We start from the raw sequence: 19,871 nt of genomic DNA on the forward strand, positions 1-19,871 counted from the left end.
CTACATCCTTCCCAGCGCCTGCACCTTCCACGCCAGCCACAGCTTGCGCACGGGCGTGAGGCTGATGCGCTGGTTCAGCACGCGGAAATCCTCGGCCTCGATTTCGCGCAGCAAGGTGCGGTAGATGCTGGCCATCATCAGGCCCGGCTTCTGCGCCCGGCGGTCTTCCGAGGGCAGCAGGGCCAGCGCTTCGTCGTACAGCGCATGCGCGCGCTGCGCCTGGAACTTCATCAGCGCGACGAAGCGGTCCGAGTGCGTGCGCTGCAGGATCTCGTGCGCCTTGACGTCGAACTGCTGCAGTTCGTTGACCGGCAGGTAGATGCGCCCGCGCATCGCGTCCTCGCCGACGTCGCGGATGATGTTGGTCAGCTGGAAGGCCAGCCCCAGCTTGCGCGCGTATTCGGTGGTGACTTCCTTCGTCTGGCCGAAGATGCGCGCGGCGACCTCGCCGACGACGCCGGCCACCAGGTGGCAGTAGCGCTGCAGGTTGGGGAAGTCGAGGTAGCGGGTCTGCTCCAGGTCCATCTCGCAGCCGCGGATCACCGCCTGCAGCTGCTCCTGCGCGATGCCGAAAACCGGCACGCTGGGCATCAGCGCGCGCATCACCGGGTGGGTGGGGTTGCCGGCGAAGGACTGCGCGACCTCGGCCGCCCACCAGGCGAGCTTGGTGCGCGCCACGCCGGGGTCGGTCACTTCGTCGACGACGTCGTCCACCTCGCGGCAGAAGGCATAGAAGGCCGTGATGGCCGCGCGCCGCGGCGGCGGCAGGAAGAGGAAAGCGTAGTAGAAGCTGCTGCCCGATGCGGCTGCTTTTTCCTGGACGTATTGCTCGGGCGTCATGCCCGCGATTGTCACATCCGCGTGCTGCGCCATAACAACAGCGGCAGGTCGCGCGCGCCGACCTTGGGGCGCTTGCGCAGCGTGTCGAAGCCCTGCGCCGCCATCCGATCGAGCACGCGCAGGCCGCCCTGCACCACCAGCCGCAGCTCCCAGCCGGCGCGCCCGGGCACCCGGTGCACGAGCGGCGCGCCTTCCAGCATCAGCTTGCGCGTCCAGGCGCTCAGCTCGCCGACCAGCAAGGTGGCGGCGGCGCGATGCGGCGTCTGGCCCGGCGCGCGCGGGTCCACGCCGTGGCGGCTGGCGTCGGCCTGCGGCAGGTAGTAGCGGCCGCGCGGCAGGTCCACGCTCAGGTCCTGCCAGAAGTTGATCAATTGCAGCGCGGTGCAGATCGCATCGCTCTGGGCCAGTGCTTTCGCGTCCTGCACGCCGTACAGGTGCAGCAGCAGGCGCCCGACCGGATTGGCCGAGCGGCTGCAGTAAGCGAGCAGGGCGGCGCGGTCGGGGTGGACCGCGCCGTCGCGCGTCATCTCGACGTCCTGCCGGAAAGCATCCAGCAGGTCGGCGAGCAGCTGCTCGGGCAATTGGAACGCGGTGATGTTGCGCCGCAACGGACCGAACACATTGGGCCAGCGGCCGGAATCGGGCTGGCCCGCGCAGCACGCCGCGAGGTCCGCGCGATAGGCCTGCAGGTCGGCCAGCCGCTGCGCCGCCGGCGCGTCGCCCTCGTCGGCGATGTCGTCCGCGGTGCGCGCGAACCAGTAGATCGCGGCAATGGGCGGGCGCAGCCGGGGCGGGCAGAGCCACGAGGCGACGGGGAAATTCTCGTAGTGGTCGACGCGTGCGAGCCGGTCGTCGGGGAGCGCAGTCACAGCCGGATTGTCGCTTGACAAGGATGGGTCATTTTCCTAGATTACTAACCAGTCAGTCATTAAGGGTTTGCGCGGACCGTCTTGGCGGTGCTGGTGGCGGTACTAATGCGGACCTAACTTCCCTGGTGTTTGATTCCAGGGAATCCAAGAAATTGTTACTTGCCGTAACTCGGCTGTTTTGCGAAATTGGCGGAGCGCCATGAAGAAACTTCCCTCCCGCTTGTTGACCGGCAGCGCTGTTGCTGCCGCGGCCCTGCTGCTCGGTGCCTGTTCGCGCACCGAAGCCCCGGCGGACCCGGTACGTGCCGTCAAGGTGGTCACGGTCGGGGCGTCCTCGCTGCAGGCCGTGCACGAGTTCTCCGGCGAGGTGAAGCCGCGCGTGGAGTCGCGCATCGGCTTCCGCGTGGCCGGCAAGGTGCTGCGCCGCCAGGCCGAAGTGGGCCAGCGCGTGCAGGCCGGCCAGTTGCTGGCGCAGCTGGACCCGCAGGACTACCGGCTGGCCGCCGATGCGGCTCGCGCCCAGGTGGCCGCCGCCACGACCAACCGCGACCTCGCCGCGGCCGACTACAAGCGCTACGTCAAGCTGAAGGAAGAGAACTTCATCGCCGGCGCCGAAGTGGAGCGCCGCGAGACCGCCTTGAAGGCGGCGCAGGCCCAGCTGGAACAGGCCCAGGCGCAGCTCGCTTCCCAGGGCAACCAGGCGCGCTATACCGACCTGCTGGCCGACGCGGCCGGCGTGGTGACCGCGGTCGAAGCCGAGCCGGGCCAGGTGGTCGCGGCCGGCACGCCCATCGTGCGCATCGCCCAGGACGGACTGCGCGACGTGGTGTTTTCCGTGCCGGAGGACAAGGTCGGCGCAGTGCAGACCGGGGGGCCCGTCACCGTGAAATCCTGGTCCACCGGCGCCACGCTGCCTGGCCGCATCCGCGAGGTCGCCGCCAGCGCCGACCCCGTGACCCGCACCTATCCCGTCAAGGTCTCCCTCGACAGCCCGACCCCGCCGCCGCTGGGCGCCACGGTTTCCGTGATGCCGCAGGCGCTGAGCCACGTCGGCGCGCAGGTCATCAAGCTGCCCACCAGCGCCTTGCGGCAGGAAGGGCAGGGCACGGCCGTGTGGGTGCTGGAACGCAAGACGATGACCGTGCGTTCGCAGCCGGTGACGGTGGCCACGGCCGACGGCAACGACGCCGTCATCGCCTCGGGCCTCACGCCCGGCATGCTGGTCGTCTCGGCCGGCGTGCACGTGCTGTCGCCGGGCCAGAAGGTCACGATCTGGCAGGACAAGACGGCCGCGGCCCCCGCGCTCGCCTCGCAGCCCCAGCCGGTGAGCGTGCCGGCCGGCATGGCCCAGTCCGCCACTTCGCGCTGAGGCTTCGATGAGCGAAAGCAAAACGCAACGCGAGCGCTTCAACCTCTCGCGCTGGGCCCTCGAGCACCCGGCGCTCACGCGCTACCTGATGATCGTGCTGATGGTGCTGGGCTTCGCCAGCTACTTCCAGCTCGGGCAGGACGAGGATCCGCCCTTCACCTTCCGCGCGATGATCATCCGCGTGTTCTGGCCCGGCGCCACCGCGCAGCAGACCGCCGAACAGGTCACCGACAAGATCGAGCGCACGCTGCAGGAAGTGCCGTACGCCGACGTGATCCGCAGCTACTCCAAGCCCGGCGAGGCGCTGGTGGTGCTGCAGATCAAGGATTCGTCGCGTGCCTCCGAAGTGCCCAACGTCTGGTACACGGTGCGCAAGAAGATCGGCGACATGCGCAGCACCTTGCCGGCCGGCGTGGTGGGCCCGGTCTTCAACGACGAATACGGCGACGTCTACGGCGTCATCTACGCGCTGGAAGCCGACAAGGGCTTCAGCTACGCGGAGGTCAAGGACTTCGCCGACGACGTGCGCCAGCAGCTGCTGCGCGTGCCGGACGTGGCCAAGGTCGAAATGTTCGGCGTGCAGGACGAGAAGCTGTACGTCGAGATCTCGCAGAAGCGCCTGGCGCAGCTGGGGCTGGACCTGAACCAGGTCGTCGCGCAGCTGGGGCAGCAGAACGCGATCGAATCCGCCGGTGCGGTGCAGACGCCGCTGGACACGGTGCAGGTGCGCGTGGGCGGCCAGTTCGACACCATCGAGCAGCTGCGCGCCATGCCGATCCGCGGCGCTTCCGGGATGCAGCTGCGCCTGGGCGACATCGCGCAGGTCAAGCGCGCCTACGTCGACCCGCCGCAGGTGAAGGTGCGCCACGACGGCCGCGAGGTGGTCGCGCTGGGCGTCTCCATGGCCAAGGGCGGCGACATCATCCGCCTGGGCAAGTCGCTGAAGGCGGCCACGCACCGCATCGACGACGGCCTGCCGGCGGGCATCCGCCTGGTGCAGGTGCAGGACCAGCCGGAGGCCGTGTCGTCTTCGGTCAACGAATTCGTGCACGTGCTGATCGAAGCCGTGGTCATCGTGCTGGGCGTCAGCTTCATCAGCCTCGGTCTGCATCGCCGGCCCGACGCGCCGAAGCTCCCGATCTGGAAGCGCTGGTACGTCGACATGCGTCCCGGCCTGGTGGTGGGCATCACCATTCCGCTGGTGCTGGCCGTGACCTTCCTGGCGATGAACTTCTGGGGCATCGGCCTGCACAAGATCTCGCTGGGCTCGCTGATCATCGCGCTGGGCCTGCTGGTGGACGACGCCATCATTTCCGTGGAGATGATGGTGCGGAAGATGGAGGAGGGCTACGACAAGTTCCGCGCCGCCACCTTCGCCTACGAAGTGACGGCCATGCCCATGCTGACCGGCACCCTGATCACGGCCACCGGCTTCCTGCCGATCGGCCTGGCCCGCTCCACCGTCGGCGAATACACCTTCGCGATCTTCGCGGTGACGGTGGTGGCTCTGGTCCTGAGCTGGATCGTCTCGGTGTTCTTCGTGCCCTACCTGGGCCAGCTGCTGCTGAAGGCCAAGCCGGTCTCCGCCGAGCATCACGAGCACTTCGACACGGCTTTCTATCGCGGTTTCCGTGCGACGGTGAACTGGTGCGTCGAGCACCGCTGGAAGACGATCGCAGCGACGCTGGTCATCTTCGGGCTGGGCATCGTCGGCATGGGCAAGGTGCAGCAGCAGTTCTTCCCGGATTCGAGCCGGCCGGAGATCCTGGTCGACATCTGGTTCCCGGAAGGCACGTCTTTTGCCGCCAACGAGGAAACGACCAAGCGCTTCGAAAAGAGGCTGATCAACGAGCCGGGCGTGTCGGACGTCACCACCTGGGTCGGCTCCGGCGTGCCGCGCTTCTACCTGCCGCTGGACCAGATCTTCCCGCAAAGCAACGTGTCCCAGCTGATCATCCAGCCCAGGGACATGCACGAACGCGAGCGGCTGCGCGTGAAGCTGCCGACCTTGCTGGCCCAGGAATTCCCGGAGGTGCGCGGCCGCGTGAAGCTGCTGCCCAATGGGCCGCCCGTGCCTTATCCGGTGCAGTTCCGGGTGCTGGGCCCGGACCCCGGACAGCTGCGCCAGCGCGCCGACGAAGTGAAGGCCGCCATGCGGCAGAGCCCCAATACGCGCGGCGTCAACGACAACTGGAACGAGTCGGTCAAGGTGATCCGCCTCGAGGTCGACCAGGACAAGGCGCGGGCGCTGGGCGTCACCAGCCAGTCCATTGCCCAGGCCAGCCGCACCATCCTGGCCGGCAACACGATCGGGCAATACCGCGAAGGCGACAAGCTGATCGACATCATGCTGCGCCAGCCGCTGGACGAGCGCAGCGCCATCACCGACATCGGCAACGCCTACCTGCCGACGGCTTCCGGCAAGTCGATCCCGCTCACGCAGATCGCGCGGCCGGTGTTCACCTGGGAGCCGGGCGTGATGTGGCGCGAAGGCCGCAACTACGCGATCACTGTGCAGGGCGACGTGGTGGAGGGCCTGCAGGGCGCCACCGTCACCAACGAACTCCTGCCCAAGCTGCGCGAGCTGGAACAGCGCTGGCCTGCGGGCTACCGCATCCAGGTCGCCGGCGCGGTGGAGGAGAGCGGCAAGGGCTCGTCGTCGATCGCCGCCGGTGTGCCGATCATGCTGTTCATCACCTTCACCTTGCTGATGCTGCAGTTGCAGAGCTTCAGCCGCGCGATGCTGGTGTTCCTGACCGGCCCGCTGGGCATCGCCGGCGTGGCGGGTTCGCTGCTGCTGCTGGACCGGCCCTTCGGCTTCGTCGCGCTGCTCGGCGTGATCGCGCTCATGGGCATGATCCAGCGCAACTCGGTGATCCTCATCGACCAGATCGAGCAGGACCGCGCCCGCGGCGTGCCGGCCTGGGACGCGATCGTCGAGTCGGCGGTGCGCCGCTTGCGGCCCATCGTTCTGACCGCCGCGGCCGCCGTGCTGGCCATGATCCCGCTGTCCCGCTCCGTGTTCTGGGGCCCGATGGCCGTAGCCATCATGGGCGGCCTGGTGGTGGCGACGGTGCTGACCTTGCTGGCCCTGCCGGCGATGTACGCGGCCTGGTTCCGCGTGCGGCGCGAAAACAACGGCGAGGCTCCCGCGCTCGTGCCGGCAGCGGCGTGACGGGGAGGGTGGCCGCGGCCGTGGCGTATGCTCGGCCGCGACACAACCCCCAACGCGAGCAGTGAACAGCCCCGTCAAGGTCATCAACCTGCGCCGGTCCGGTGACCGCCGGGAAAGCTTCAGCCGCAACAACGCCCACGTGGCGCACGAGTTCTTCGAGGCCGTGGACGGCAAGGCGCTGAGCGACGCGCAGATCGAAGACCCGCGGCATTTCATCCATCCCCTGCCTTTCCCCAGCCTCGGCGCCTATGGCTGCGCCTTGTCGCACCTGCGGCTGTGGGAGGAGGCGATCGCGCTGGACCGCCCGGTGACGGTGTCCGAGGACGATGCGGTGTTCCGCCTGGACTTCGCCAGGGAGTCGGCTGCCGTGCTGGCGCGCCTGCCCGAGGACTGGGACTTCGTCCTGTGGGGCTGGAACTTCGATTCGATCCTGTCGCTGATGTCCACGGCCGGCTTTTCGCCCGCCGTCATGGTGTTCGACCAGGACCTGCTGCGCGAGAACATGGAGGGCTTCCGCACTTCGACGACGCCGGCCGTGCCGCTGGGTCTGGACCGCTGTGGCGGCATCCCGGCGTACACGATCTCGCCGAAGGGGGCCCGCAAGTTCCGCGCGGAGTGCTTCCCGATGAAGCACTTCGAGATGTTCTTCCCGGTCCTGAACCGCAACATCCCCAATGCCGGCATCGACATCGCGATGGCCCGGACCTACTCGGTGACGAAGTCCTTCGTCGCCTTCCCGCCCCTGGTGGCGACGAAGAACGAGCAGCGCCTGTCGACGATCCAGGCGTGAGGATAATTTCCACGGCGGATCCGGGACGATCTCGCCATCGCGAGGTCGGCTAAAATAGCTGGTTGACCGGATTCGAGCGGGCTGCCGGGTTCTCCTGGCGGCCCGCTTTTCCCTTTCAGTGACCTGCGCGGGTGGCGAAATTGGTAGACGCACCAGGTTTAGGTCCTGACGCCCTCACGGGCGTGTCGGTTCGAGTCCGACCCCGCGCACCACCGCGTTTACCCCAACCGAGATAGATCATGGCCGTGACCGTAGAAACCCTGGACAAGCTGGAACGCAAGATGACGCTGACGCTGCCCGTCAACGCCATCCAGTCCGAAGTCGATTCCCGCCTGAAGAAGCTGGCCCGTACCGTCAAGATGGACGGCTTCCGTCCGGGCAAGGTGCCGCTGTCCGTCGTTGCCCAGCGCTACGGTTACTCCGTGCAGTTCGAGGTGATGAACGACAAGGTCGGCGAGGCCTTCGCCGCCGCCGCGAACGAGGCCAAGCTGCGCGTGGCCGGCCAGCCCAAGATCACCGAGAAGGAAGGCGCACCCGAGGGCGAGCTGGCCTTCGACGCGGTCTTCGAGGTCTATCCCGAAGTGAAGATCGGCGACCTGGACAGCGCCGAGGTCGAGAAGGTCGGCACCGAAGTGACCGACGCCGCCATCGACCGCACCCTGGACATCCTGCGCAAGCAGCGCCGCACCTTCGCCCAGCGCGCGGCCGACGCCGCCGTGCAGGACGGCGACCGCGTGTCCGTGGACTTCGAAGGCAAGATCGACGGCGAGCCCTTCGAAGGCGGCAAGGCCGAAGACTTCCAGTTCATGGTCGGCGAAGGCCAGATGCTCAAGGAATTCGAAGATGCCGTGCGCGGCATGAAGACCGGCGAGAGCAAGACCTTCCCGCTGGCCTTCCCGGCCGACTACCACGGCAAGGACGTGGCGGGCAAGACCGCCGACTTCATGGTCACCGTGAAGAAGGTGGAAGCCGCCAACCTGCCGGAAGTCAACGAAGCCTTCGCCAAGAGCCTGGGCATCGCCGACGCCACGGTCGAGGGCCTGCGCGCCGACATCCGCAAGAACCTCGAGCGCGAAGTGAAGTTCCGCCTGCTGGCCCGCAATAAGCAGGCCGCGATGGACGCGCTGGTCTCGAAGGCCGAGCTCGACCTGCCGCAATCGATCGTCAAGAACGAGATCGACCGCCTGGTCGAAGGCGCCCGTGCCGACCTGAAGCAGCGCGGCATCAAGGACGCCGACAAGGCCCCGATCCCCGAGGACGTGTTCCGTCCGCAAGCCGAGCGCCGCGTGCGCCTGGGCCTGGTGGTCGCCGAACTCGTGCGCGCCAATGGCCTGGAAGCCAAGCCGGAGCAGATCAAGCAGCACATCGACGAACTGGCCGCCTCCTACGAGCGTCCCGCCGACGTCGTGCGCTGGTACTACGGCGACAACCGCCGCCTGGCCGAAGTCGAAGCCATCGTGATCGAGAACAACGTCACGGACTTCATCCTGGGCAAGGCCAAGGTCGTGGACAAGCAGGTCGCCTTCGACGAGCTGATGGGCCAAGCGCAAGCCTAAGCCGGCCGCGCGCCAACCCTTGGGGCCTGGAAGCTCTTGTGAACGAGCCTCCAGGCCCCAATTGCATTCAGGCTAAAGTACAGCCAAGTCTTTGGAGCGAAATTCCCCCCATGAGCGCACTTGATACCCAGGGCCTGGGCCTGATTCCCATGGTCATCGAGCAGTCCGGCCGCGGCGAGCGGTCGTACGACATCTACTCGCGCCTGTTGCGGGAGCGCGTGATCTTCATGGTCGGCCCGGTGAACGACCAGACGGCCAACCTCGTGGTCGCCCAGCTGCTGTTCCTCGAGTCCGAGAACCCGGACAAGGACATCTCGCTTTACATCAACTCGCCCGGCGGCAGCGTCAGCGCCGGCATGGCGATCTACGACACGATGAACTTCATCAAGCCGGCGGTGAGCACCCTGTGCACCGGCATGGCGGCGTCCATGGGCGCCTTCCTGCTGTCCGCCGGCGAGAAGGGCAAGCGCTTCGCGCTGCCCAACTCGAAGATCATGATCCACCAGCCCCTCGGCGGCATGCAGGGCCAGGCGACGGACATCGAGATCCACGCCCGCGACATCCTGAAGACCAAGGCGGTCCTGAACAGGATCCTGGCGGAGCGCACCGGCCAGCCGCTCGAGAAGATCGAGCGCGACACGGACCGCGATTACTTCCTGGAAGCCGAAGAGGCGAAGAACTACGGCCTGGTCGACCAGGTCATCGCCAAGCGGCCGTAAACACGCCGCGCGTTCCCGCCAGAGGCTGGAGTCCGGAGTCAGCTGGGGTCTTACAACACCCCTGGCAGCCGGCTTCCAGCCTCTCGCTTCTTTCTGGTTATCATTGACCCAACCATACCCGCCAAGCCCATGCCCGACAGAAAAGGCTCCTCCAGCGAGAAAACGCTTTACTGCTCGTTCTGCGGCAAGAGCCAGCACGAAGTCAAGAAGCTGATCGCCGGTCCCTCGGTCTTCATCTGCGACGAGTGCATCGACCTGTGCAACGAGATCATCCGCGACGAACTGCCCGCGGGTGACGAGCAGCGCGAAACGCGCGGCGACCTGCCGACGCCCGCCGAGATCAAGTCCAACCTGGACAACTACGTGATCGGCCAGGAAGCCGCCAAGCGTGGCCTGTCCGTCGCGGTCTACAACCACTACAAGCGGCTGCGGCACAAGGAAAAGGCCAAGAAGGACGAAGTGGAGCTCACCAAGAGCAACATCCTCCTGATCGGCCCCACCGGCAGCGGCAAGACGCTGCTGGCCCAGACCCTGGCGCGCATGCTCGACGTGCCCTTCGTGATGGCCGACGCCACCACGCTGACGGAAGCCGGCTACGTCGGCGAGGACGTCGAGAACATCATCCAGAAGCTGCTGCAGAACTGCAACTACGAGGTGGAACGGGCGCAGCGCGGCATCGTGTACATCGACGAGATCGACAAGATCTCGCGCAAGAGCGACAACCCCTCGATCACCCGCGACGTCTCGGGCGAGGGCGTGCAGCAGGCGCTGCTGAAGCTGATCGAAGGCACGATGGCCAGCGTGCCGCCCCAAGGCGGCCGCAAGCACCCGAACCAGGACTTCCTGCAGATCGACACGACCAACATCCTGTTCATCTGCGGCGGCGCCTTCGCGGGCCTGGAGAAGGTCATCGAGCAGCGCACCGAGACTTCCGGCATGGGCTTCAGTGCCACCGTGAAGACGAAGAAGGAGCGCAGCCTCACGGACATGTTCCGCGAGGTCGAGCCCGAGGACCTGATCAAGTTCGGCCTCATCCCCGAACTGGTGGGCCGCCTGCCGGTGGTCGCCACGCTGGCGGAGCTCTCCGAGGACGCCCTGGTGCAGATCCTCACCGAGCCGAAGAACGCGCTGGTCAAGCAGTACGCCAAGCTGCTGGCGATGGAAGGCGTGGACCTGGAAGTGCGGCCCAACGCGCTGAAGGCCATCGCGCGCAAGGCGCTGGCCCGCAAGACGGGTGCCCGGGGCCTGCGTTCCATCCTGGAGCAGAGCCTCATCGACACGATGTTCGAGCTGCCGAACATCAGCAACGTCGAAAGAGTGGTGGTCGACGAGACCACCATCGATGAAAGCAAGCCGCCGCTTCTCGTTTACCGCGAAGCGGCCAAGAAAGCCTGATGACCCGGGCCGCGCGCAAATCTCCCTGCCTGCCGGCCCGGCCTTTCATCCCCTCTTTTTTTGTGCGATTCAGCCTTGGCTGCTCCCCATCAGGAGCGGCCGGGTTGAAAATGTCCCTTTGCCGGCCATATTCGGCTGAGTAACCCGAAAAGGATTTCCATGTCCGGACACACTCCCCTGCCAGCCGACCCGATGGACCTGCCGCTCCTGCCCCTGCGGGACGTGGTGGTGTTCCCCCACATGGTCATTCCGCTGTTCGTAGGGCGGCCCAAGAGCATCAAGGCGCTGGAAGCGGCGATGGAAGCCGAGCGCCGCATCATGCTGGTGGCGCAGAAAGCCGCCGCGAAGGACGAGCCTTCCGTCTCCGACATGTTCGAAGTCGGCTGCATCTCGACCATCCTGCAGATGCTGAAGCTCCCCGATGGCACCGTGAAGGTCCTGGTCGAAGGCCAGCAGCGCGCCCGCGTCTCCAAGATCACCGACGGCGCCGCCCACTTCGTGGCGACGGTCGTGCCGGTGGAGAACGCCAGCACCGACGGCAAGAACGCGGAGATCGAAGCGCTGCGCCGCGCGGTGCTCCAGCAGTTCGACCAGTACGTCAAGCTGAACAAGAAGATCCCGCCCGAGATCCTGACCTCGATCGCTTCGATCGACGATCCGGGCCGCCTGGCCGACACCATCGCGGCGCACCTGCCGCTGAAGCTTGACAACAAGCAGGTGGTGCTGGACCTGGCCGAAGTGAAGGAGCGCCTCGAAAACCTGTTCGAGCAGATCGAGCGCGAGGTCGAGATTCTCAACGTCGACAAGCGCATCCGCGGCCGCGTGAAGCGGCAGATGGAAAAGAACCAGCGCGACTTCTACCTGAACGAGCAGGTCAAGGCCATCCAGAAGGAACTCGGCGAAGGCGAAGAAGGCGCCGACATCGAGGAGATCGAGAAGAAGATCAAGGCCGCCAAGATGCCCAAGGACGCCAAGAAGAAGGCGGACGCGGAGCTGAAGAAGCTGAAGCTGATGTCGCCGATGTCGGCCGAAGCGACGGTGGTGCGCAACTACATCGACGTGCTGACCAACCTGCCGTGGGCCAAGCGCACGAAGATCAAGCACGACCTGCAGTACGCCGAAGACGTGCTGAACGAGGACCACTGGGGCCTCGAGAAGGTCAAGGACCGCATCCTCGAATACCTCGCGGTGCAGCAGCGCGTGGACAAGGTCAAGGCGCCGATCCTGTGCCTGGTCGGCCCCCCGGGCGTCGGCAAGACCTCGCTGGGGCAGTCGATCGCCAAGGCGACCGGCCGCAAGTACGTTCGCCAGGCCCTCGGTGGCATGCGCGACGAAGCGGAGATCCGCGGGCACCGCCGCACCTACATCGGCGCCATGCCGGGCAAGGTGCTGCAGTCGCTGTCCAAGGTCGGCACGCGCAACCCGCTGTTCCTCCTCGACGAGATCGACAAGCTGGGACAGGACTTCCGTGGCGACCCGGCTTCGGCGCTGCTGGAGGTGCTGGACCCCGAGCAGAACCACACGTTCAGCGACCACTATGTCGAGGTCGACTTCGACCTGAGCGACGTGATGTTCGTGGCGACCTCGAACTCGATGAACATCCCGCCGGCGCTGCTGGACCGGATGGAAGTCATCCGCCTCTCGGGCTACACCGAGGACGAGAAGGCCAACATCGCCATCCGCTACCTGCTGCCCAAGCAGATGAAGAACAACGGCGTGAAGGACGAAGAGCTCGAGGTCAAGGAAGACGCCATCCGCGACATCGTGCGCTACTACACGCGGGAAGCCGGCGTTCGTTCGCTGGAGCGCGAGCTGTCCAAGATCTGCCGCAAGGTGGTGAAGGGCCTGCAGCTGAAGAAGATGACGCCGAAGGTCATCGTGACGGCGGAGAACCTCAACGACTTCCTGGGCGTGCGCAAGCACACCTATGGCCGCGCGGAGCAGCAGAACCAGGTGGGCCAGGTGGTCGGCCTGGCGTGGACCGAAGTCGGCGGCGACCTGCTGACGATCGAGGCCGCGCTGATGCCCGGCAAGGGCGTCATCCAGCGCACCGGTTCGCTCGGCGACGTGATGAAGGAGTCCGTGGAAGCCGCCCGCACCGTGGTGCGCAGCCGCTCCCGCTCGCTCGGCATCAAGGACGAGATGTTCGAGAAGAAGGACATCCACATCCACGTGCCCGATGGCGCCACGCCCAAGGACGGCCCGTCTGCGGGTGCCGCGATGACGACTGCGCTGGTGTCTGCACTCACCGGGATCCCGGTGCGCGCCGACGTGGCGATGACCGGCGAGATCACGCTCCGTGGTGAAGTCACGGCGATCGGCGGCTTGAAGGAAAAGCTGCTGGCGGCCCTGCGCGGCGGCATCAAGACGGTGCTGATCCCCGAGGAGAACACCAAGGACCTGCAGGACATCCCCGAGAACGTGAAGAGCGCGCTCGAGATCGTGCCGGTGCGGTGGATCGACAAGGTGCTGGAAGTGGCGCTGGAGCGCCAGCCCACGCCGCTGACGGAAGATGAGACGGCCGCTGCCGCGCCCGTGGTGAAGGACGAAAAGCCGCCGGTCGCCGTCAAGCATTGAAGTGTGCCGGAGGTTTTTCAGCTCTCTGTCAGGAGATGCTGAAAACTCCGTTATACTTACGGCTTCGACGCGGGAATAGCTCAGTTGGTAGAGCGCAACCTTGCCAAGGTTGAGGTCGAGAGTTCGAGACTCTTTTCCCGCTCCAGGTTCTTGAAAGGGGACGCATGCTGCGTCCCCTTTCATCTGAAGTTGGCGCGTTAGCAAAGCGGTTATGCAGCGGATTGCAAATCCGTTTAGCTCGGTTCGACTCCGGGACGCGCCTCCAGGAAAGTCGATGCGGGAGTAGCTCAGTTGGTAGAGCGCAACCTTGCCAAGGTTGAGGTCGAGAGTTCGAGACTCTTCTCCCGCTCCAATATGAAAAGGGAAGCCGAGCGGCTTCCCTTTTTTCTTTCCGTGCCTCGATGGTGAAATCGGTAGACACAGCGGACTTAAAATCCGCCGCCCCTCAACAAGGCGTGCCGGTTCGATTCCGGCTCGAGGCACCAAACGCTTTCAATGCGCGGGCGCGAACTGCTCGATGTATTCCGCCAGTTCGCGGCTTTGCGTCTTGTGGAACACGGCATCGGCGCCGAGCGTGAGGCAGTGCCGGCGGATGACATCGGTGACGAAGGCGCTGAACACCAGCACGGTGCCGCAAGGCGGGTGCTCCTTCAGCTCTTTCACGATGTTGAAGCCGTCGCCTTGTGCCAGCGTGAGGTCCACGATGGCCAGGTCCCACAGGCCCGGATGGGCCTGCGCCCAGGCCGTGGCGGCCTCTTCGGACGCCACGACGCCGACGACTTCGGCATCGGCCACCGCGCACACCAGGTCCTTCAATGCGGCCTGCATGTTCACGGCGTCCTCCACGATGAAAACCTTCAAGGCGCTCATTCTTTGGCCGGCATTGGAGCCCGGAACGCAGAGCCAGCGGTGTAGGACGGAGCCGGCCTTACAATTCGCGCCTCCTCCAGCGGCCCGGTTCCGGGGCGAGGCGCAGGAAAAACAACAACCCGACCGCGGACGGTCCACAATAGGGCCGGAGAGAAGCCCCATGTCCCAATACGACGCCCCCTTCGAGATTCACGTGCACGGCGATGTGCCGCTGCGTTCCGGCGTCACCTATGCGCAACTGCAGGAAGCGTTGAAGCCCCTGTGGGCCTATGCCGGCGCCAAATCGCTGGCCGACGGCGCCGAGAGCGCCTACGAGGAAGAGCCCGGCATCAAGTTCGACGCCCAGGAGCACCTGCTCACCATGTGCTGGACGGTCGCCGGCGACGAGGACTTCCGCCAGCAACTGGACGAGATGTGCATGTCGCTCAACGAGCTGGCGGAAGAGGGCGCGGCCATCGAGGTCACCTTTTACGACGCCGAGTTCGACGAGGAAGAGGCCGAGCCGGAAGAGGAAGCCCGCGACGACTTCCTGATGCTGTTCGTCGGCCCGACGCCGGCGGCCATCATGCAGGTCCAGCGCGACCTGCTGGTGCAGGACGTCGTGAGCCTGATGGAGCGCCATTTCGACGCTTCCGAGTTGAACGGCGTGGTCGGCGAGGTCGACAAGCTGTTCTCGCAGCGCTTCGACGCCCTGGTGAGCTCGCTGGAGCTGGGCAAGCCCCCGCGCGGCAGCGGCGGCGGCTCGGGCGGCGGCCATGGCGGGGGCCGCCGGCCGCGGCATTTGCACTAGGCGCAAGCTCTACACTCGGGCCATCGAGGAGTAACGATGGCCTTGTTTTCCCAGGACGCGCTGAACCCGGGCGTGCGCAAGCGCGAGGTGTTCGGCTGGGCGATGTACGACTTCGCCAACTCCGGCTACACCACCGTCGTCATCACCGCGGTGTTCGCCGCCTACTTCGTCGGCGGCATCGCCGGCAAGGCCGAATGGGCCACCTTCGCCTGGACGGCGGCGCTCTCGGTCTCCTATGCCATCGTCATGTTCACCATGCCCAGCATCGGCGCCTATGCCGACCTGCGCGCGGCCAAGAAGCGCGTGCTGGCCATCGTCACTGCCGGCTGCGTCCTGAGCACCGCTGCGCTGGCACTGGCGCGGCCCGGCGAAGTGGGCGTGGCGGTCGTGCTGATCATCGTCTCCAACGTGTTCTACAGCTACGGCGAGTCGCTCACGGCGGCCTTCCTGCCGGAGCTGGCGCGCCCGGAGTCGCTGGGCAAGGTCAGCGGCTGGGGCTGGAGCTTCGGCTACTTCGGCGGCATGCTGACGCTGGGCATCTGCCTCGCCTATGTGCTGTGGGCGCAGGCGCGGGGCATTCCCGCTTCCAGCTTCGTGCCCGTGACGATGCTGGTCACGGCCGTCATCTACGGCCTTGCATCCACCGTGACCTTCCGGCTGATGGGCGAGCGGGCGCGGCCCAATCCGGCGGCGTTGCGCGAAGGCGGGCTCTCCGCCTCGCTGCACCAGCTGCAGCACACCTTCCGCGCGGCGCGGCGCTACCGCGACTTCATGTGGCTGATGGCCTGCGCGGTGTTCTACCAGGGCGGCGTGGCGGTGGCGATCGCGCTGGCGGCCATCTATGCGGAGAGCGTGATCGGCTTCCAGCAGCAGGAGACCATGGTCCTGATCTTCGTGCTGAACCTGGCGGCGGCAGGCGGCGCCTTTGCCTGGGGCTACCTGCAGGACCGCATCGGCCACAAGCTGGCGCTGGGCAGCACGCTGGTGGGCTGGGTGGCGGTATGCGTGATCGCGGCGCTGTCGCAGACCAAGGGGCAGTTCTGGTGGGCCGCCGCGATCGCGGGGCTCTGCATGGGCTCCAGCCAGTCGGCGGGGCGCGCGCTGGCCGGCATGTTCGCGCCGCCCACGCAGCTGGCTGAGTTCTACGGCCTGTGGACCTTCGCGATCCGCCTTTCCAGCATCGTCGGGCCGCTCACCTACGGCGCCATCACCTGGGCCACCGGTGGCAACCAGCGGCTGGCCATCGTCTCCACGGCGGTGCTGTTCATGATCGGGCTGGTGCTGCTGCTGAAAGTGGACGTGGCGCGCGGTCGCCAGGCCGCCCTGCAGGCACGGCCGGCGCGGCAGGCGGAGGAGCTGGCGGCATGATCTTCGACGCGGAGCGCCACGCGCCCTTGCAGGCGGCGGCCTGGGATGCCGCGCAGGCCCGCGCCATGATCGAGCGCATCGTCGCCGGGGCGGAAGAGGAGTGGCAACCCGGCCAGGGCTGGGCCGCACATCGCGAGGACTCGAAGAAGCCCGATCCGCTGCAAGGCTTGTACTTCGGCGACGCCGGCGTGCTGTGGGCGCTGCATGCGCTGCGTGCGCGCGGCGCCGTCGAACTGCGCAACGACTATGCGCCGTGGCTGCCGGAGCTGCGCGGCCTGGACGAGAGCGAGCCCGGCTCCTACCTGATGGGCGAGGCCGGCGTGCTGCTGCTGCGGCAGTGGCTGCAACCGAACCCGCGCACCGCCGAACTGCTGGAGCAGCACATCGCCGACAACCTGGAGCATCCGGCCCGCGAGCTGATGTGGGGTTCGCCGGGCAGCATGCTGGCGGCCCTGTTCCTGTTCCGCGCGACCGGCAAGGCGTGGTGGCGCGAGCTGTTCCTGGACGCCGCGCGGCAGCTGTGGCGGCAGCTGCGCGTGGACGCGGCGGAATCCTGCCGCTACTGGACGCAGGACCTGTACGGGCGGACTTCCACCTATCTCGATGCGGTGCACGGCTTTGCGGCCACCGCCGCGGTCGTCATCGCCGGGCGCGACCTGATGTGGCCCAGCGAATGGGCGGACTGGGAGGCCTGCATTGCGGAGACCGTACTGCGCACGGCGGAGTGGGAGGACGGGCTGGTGAACTGGCGCGCCCAGCTCACGTCGCCGCGCGGCGGGCCCAAGCTGGTGCAGTACTGCCATGGCGCGCCGGGCTTCGTCATCTGCCTGGCGGACCTTCCGGGCGACGCGCTGGACGCGGCGTTGCTGGCCGCCGGCGAGACGACGTGGAAGGCCGGGCCGCTGTCCAAGGGCTCCAACCTGTGCCACGGCACCGGCGGCAACGGCTACGCCTTCCTGAAGCTCTATCGGCGTTTCGGCGACGAGATGTGGCTGGAGCGGGCGCGGGCGTTCGCGATGCACGGGATCGCGCAGACCGAAGAGGCGCACGCCAGGCACGGCCGCTGGCGGCAGTCGCTGTGGACCGGGGATCCGGGGTTTGCGTGGTACCTGCTCGATTGCATCGAGGGTCAGGACCGGTTTCCGACATTGGACGTGTTCTGGGCTTGAGGTTTCAAAGGCCCAGCCAGCGCGCCGCGGCGCTGCGCAAGGCCTGTTCGTCTCCCGTCGTGCGCCACTGCACGTGGCCGCCGCCTTCCGGACGCAGCAGGTCCTGCGTCTCAAGCAGGCGCCCCGTCTGCCGCGCCACCGGCTCGCCGGTTTCCACCAGCTCGATCTCCGGCCCCAGCAGGTCCACGAACACCTCGGTCGCGAACGGATAGTGGGTGCACCCCAGCACCACGGTATCGACGTCGCCGTCGAAACGCGTGTAGGCGCGGCATAAGGCTTCCACCTGAGCGCGGTCGTCCGCCTCGATCGCCGCCGCCAGCCCATCGCAGGGCACCAGCACGAACTCGGCCTGGCCCGCCAGTGAGGCACGCAGGGTTTGGAACTTCGCACTGGACAAAGTGCCGCGCGTGGCGAGCACGCCGACCCGGCCGGTCTTCGTCAGCGCCGCTGCCGGCTTCAAGGCCGGCTCGACGCCGACCACGGGGAGATGGGTGTGCTGTGCGCGCAGCAGGTGCACGGCGGCTGCGGTGGCCGTGTTGCAGGCCACGACCAGCGCCTTGATGCGATGCGCCTCCAGCAGGTCGACCGCGATCGCCAGCGAGCGATCCGAGACGAAGTCCTCGCCTTTCTCGCCATAGGGCGCGTGGCCGGCGTCGGAGAAATAGACGAAGTCTTCGCCCGGCAGCTCCGCGCGCAAGGCGCGCAGGATGCTCAGGCCACCGACGCCGCTGTCGAAAACACCAATAGGTCGGTCGCGCTCCATGCGGAGACTGTAGAGCGCCGGGCGGGGTGCCCGGCGCAGGACAAGGTCACGCCGCGGCGACGGGAATGTTCTTGAATTCGCCCGAAGCGATGCGCTTGGACCATTCGGCGGGGCCGGTGGTGTGCACGCTGGTGCCGCCGGCGTCGACGGCCACCGTTACCGGCATGTCGACCACGTCGAATTCGTAGATGGCTTCCATGCCGAGGTCGGCGAAGCCCAGCACCTTGGCCTTCTTGATGGCCTTGGACACCAGGTAGGCGGCGCCGCCGACGGCCATCAGGTAGGCCGCCTTGTGCTTCTTGATCGCCTCGATGGCCACCGGGCCGCGCTCGGACTTGCCGATCATGCCGATGAGGCCGGTCTCGGCCAGCATCATGTCGGTGAACTTGTCCATGCGGGTGGCGGTGGTCGGGCCGGCCGGGCCCACCGCTTCGTCACGCACCGGGTCGACCGGGCCGACGTAGTAGATGACGCGGTTGGCGAAGTCGACGGGCAGCTGCTCGCCCTTGGCCAGCATGCCCTGGATGCGCGCGTGCGCGGCGTCGCGGCCGGTGAGCATCTTGCCGTTCAGGAGCAGGGTGTCGCCGGCCTTCCAGGTGGCGATTTCTTCCTTCGACAGCGTGTCCAGGTTGACGCGCTTGCTCTTCTTGGTGTCGGCCTGCCAGGCCACTTGCGGCCACAGGTCCAGGCTGGGCGGGTCGATGTAGGCCGGGCCGGAACCATCGAGCGTGAAATGCGCGTGGCGGGTGGCGGCGCAGTTGGGGATCATCGCGACCGGCTTGCCGGCGGCGTGGCAGGGGAACATCTTGATCTTGATGTCCAGGACGGTCGTCAGGCCGCCCAGGCCCTGTGCGCCGATGCCCAGCGCGTTGACCTTCTCGTACAGCTCCAGGCGCGTTTCCTCGACCTTCGACAGCTTCTCGCCGCGGCCGGCCTTGGCCTGCAGCTCGTACATGTCGATGTCTTCCATCAGCGCTTCCTTGGCCAGCAGCACCGCCTTTTCCGCGGTGCCGCCGATGCCGATGCCCAGCATGCCGGGCGGGCACCAGCCCGCGCCCATGGTCGGCACGGTCTTCAGCACCCAGTCGACGATGGAGTCGCTGGGGTTCAGCATGACCATCTTGCTCTTGTTCTCGCTGCCGCCGCCCTTGGCGGCCACGGTCACTTCCACCGTGTTGCCGGGGACGAGTTCGACGTTGACCACCGCGGGCGTGTTGTCCTTGGTGTTCTTGCGCTCGAACTGCGGGTCGGCCACGACCGAGGCGCGCAGCGTGTTGTCCGGGTGCAGGTAGCCGCGGCGCACGCCTTCGTTGACGGCGTCCTCCAGGCTGCCGCTGAAGCCGGCCAGCTTGCAGTCCATGCCGATCTTCAGGAACACGTTGACGATGCCGGTGTCCTGGCAGATCGGGCGGTGGCCCGTCGCGCTCATCTTGCTGTTGGTGAGGATCTGCGCGATGGCGTCCTTCGCCGCCGGGCTCTGCTCGCGCTCGTAGGCGCGGGCCAGGTGGGCGATGTAGTCGGCGGGGTGGTAGTAGCTGATGTACTGCAGCGCGGCGGAAACGGACTCGATGAGGTCGGCTGCCTGGATGGTCGTCGTCATGGGCGTGGTACGGGAGGGAGA

15 protein-coding genes and 5 tRNA genes are annotated in these 19,871 nt (G+C 67.0%); 15 read left to right on the forward strand and 5 right to left on the reverse strand.

The window, feature by feature from the left end; all coding sequences use genetic code 11:
• Positions 1-840: a presqualene diphosphate synthase HpnD gene (gene hpnD / locus HHL11_RS15520; protein WP_169419251.1), complete on the reverse strand. Its 840-nt coding sequence runs from the start codon at positions 838-840 to the stop codon at positions 1-3.
• Positions 841-851: 11 nt separating this feature from the next.
• Positions 852-1,709, reverse strand: coding sequence for a squalene synthase HpnC (gene hpnC, locus HHL11_RS15525; RefSeq protein WP_169419252.1), 858 nt, complete (start codon positions 1,707-1,709; stop codon positions 852-854).
• 199 nt (positions 1,710-1,908) lie between these two features.
• On the opposite strand from hpnC, the gene HHL11_RS15530 reads away from it, so the two are divergent.
• From HHL11_RS15530 to HHL11_RS15585, 12 genes are all read left to right on the forward strand, one after another.
• Positions 1,909-3,078, forward strand: coding sequence for an efflux RND transporter periplasmic adaptor subunit (locus tag HHL11_RS15530; protein ID WP_169419253.1), 1,170 nt, complete (start codon positions 1,909-1,911; stop codon positions 3,076-3,078).
• Positions 3,079-3,085: 7 nt separating this feature from the next.
• Complete coding sequence (locus HHL11_RS15535) at positions 3,086-6,253, forward strand: efflux RND transporter permease subunit (RefSeq protein ID WP_169419254.1); 3,168 nt, start codon at positions 3,086-3,088, stop codon at positions 6,251-6,253.
• Positions 6,254-6,314: 61 nt separating this feature from the next.
• A complete protein-coding gene (locus HHL11_RS15540; RefSeq protein ID WP_169419255.1) occupies positions 6,315-7,043 on the forward strand; it encodes a glycosyltransferase family 25 protein in 729 nt (242 codons plus the stop codon).
• 125 nt (positions 7,044-7,168) lie between these two features.
• Positions 7,169-7,255 (forward strand) — tRNA-Leu (locus HHL11_RS15545).
• A 27-nt stretch (positions 7,256-7,282) separates the two neighbouring features.
• Complete coding sequence (tig, locus tag HHL11_RS15550; protein ID WP_169419256.1) at positions 7,283-8,599, forward strand: trigger factor; 1,317 nt, start codon at positions 7,283-7,285, stop codon at positions 8,597-8,599.
• Between the two features lie 110 nt (positions 8,600-8,709).
• Positions 8,710-9,318 carry an ATP-dependent Clp endopeptidase proteolytic subunit ClpP gene (gene clpP / locus HHL11_RS15555; protein ID WP_169419257.1) on the forward strand — a complete coding sequence of 203 codons (609 nt, stop codon included), beginning with the start codon at positions 8,710-8,712 and terminating at the stop codon, positions 9,316-9,318.
• A 129-nt stretch (positions 9,319-9,447) separates the two neighbouring features.
• The gene (clpX, locus tag HHL11_RS15560) at positions 9,448-10,713 is read left to right on the forward strand and encodes an ATP-dependent Clp protease ATP-binding subunit ClpX (protein WP_169419258.1); all 1,266 of its coding nucleotides are present in this window, start codon (positions 9,448-9,450) and stop codon (positions 10,711-10,713) included.
• A gap of 159 nt (positions 10,714-10,872) precedes the next feature.
• Complete coding sequence (gene lon, locus HHL11_RS15565) at positions 10,873-13,290, forward strand: endopeptidase La (RefSeq protein WP_169419259.1); 2,418 nt, start codon at positions 10,873-10,875, stop codon at positions 13,288-13,290.
• 69 nt (positions 13,291-13,359) lie between these two features.
• Positions 13,360-13,435 (forward strand) — tRNA-Gly (locus HHL11_RS15570).
• Between the two features lie 46 nt (positions 13,436-13,481).
• Positions 13,482-13,555 (forward strand) — tRNA-Cys (locus HHL11_RS15575).
• An 11-nt stretch (positions 13,556-13,566) separates the two neighbouring features.
• Positions 13,567-13,642 (forward strand) — tRNA-Gly (locus HHL11_RS15580).
• Positions 13,643-13,685: 43 nt separating this feature from the next.
• Positions 13,686-13,775: transfer RNA gene (locus HHL11_RS15585), tRNA-Leu, on the forward strand.
• Positions 13,776-13,782: 7 nt separating this feature from the next.
• Here HHL11_RS15585 and HHL11_RS15590 read toward each other — a convergent pair.
• Entirely contained in the window at positions 13,783-14,151 is a 369-nt protein-coding gene (locus HHL11_RS15590) for a response regulator (protein ID WP_169419260.1), read from the reverse strand.
• Between the two features lie 169 nt (positions 14,152-14,320).
• On the opposite strand from HHL11_RS15590, the gene HHL11_RS15595 reads away from it, so the two are divergent.
• From HHL11_RS15595 to HHL11_RS15605, 3 genes are read left to right on the forward strand one after another with little or no spacing between them, the layout of a single operon-like run.
• On the forward strand, positions 14,321-14,950 hold the full coding sequence (locus tag HHL11_RS15595; RefSeq protein ID WP_169419261.1) for a DUF6806 family protein: 630 nt from the start codon (positions 14,321-14,323) through the stop codon (positions 14,948-14,950).
• A gap of 36 nt (positions 14,951-14,986) precedes the next feature.
• Positions 14,987-16,318: an MFS transporter gene (locus HHL11_RS15600; RefSeq protein ID WP_169419262.1), complete on the forward strand. Its 1,332-nt coding sequence runs from the start codon at positions 14,987-14,989 to the stop codon at positions 16,316-16,318.
• Positions 16,315-17,487: a lanthionine synthetase C family protein gene (locus HHL11_RS15605; protein ID WP_169419263.1), complete on the forward strand. Its 1,173-nt coding sequence runs from the start codon at positions 16,315-16,317 to the stop codon at positions 17,485-17,487. Before HHL11_RS15600 ends, HHL11_RS15605 begins: the two co-directional genes overlap by 4 nt.
• Positions 17,488-17,491: 4 nt before the next feature.
• On the opposite strand, the gene murI is transcribed toward HHL11_RS15605, so the two are convergent.
• Both murI and HHL11_RS15615 read right to left on the reverse strand, forming a co-directional pair.
• Positions 17,492-18,250 (reverse strand): glutamate racemase, encoded by a 759-nt coding sequence (gene murI / locus HHL11_RS15610; RefSeq protein ID WP_169419264.1) that lies wholly within the window; start codon positions 18,248-18,250, stop codon positions 17,492-17,494.
• A 46-nt stretch (positions 18,251-18,296) separates the two neighbouring features.
• Complete coding sequence (locus HHL11_RS15615) at positions 18,297-19,850, reverse strand: fumarate hydratase (RefSeq protein ID WP_169419265.1); 1,554 nt, start codon at positions 19,848-19,850, stop codon at positions 18,297-18,299.
• Positions 19,851-19,871: the final 21 nt, after the last annotated feature.

This window comes from Ramlibacter agri (assembly GCF_012927085.1).
In the GTDB taxonomy this organism is placed as follows: domain Bacteria; phylum Pseudomonadota; class Gammaproteobacteria; order Burkholderiales; family Burkholderiaceae_C; genus Ramlibacter; species Ramlibacter agri.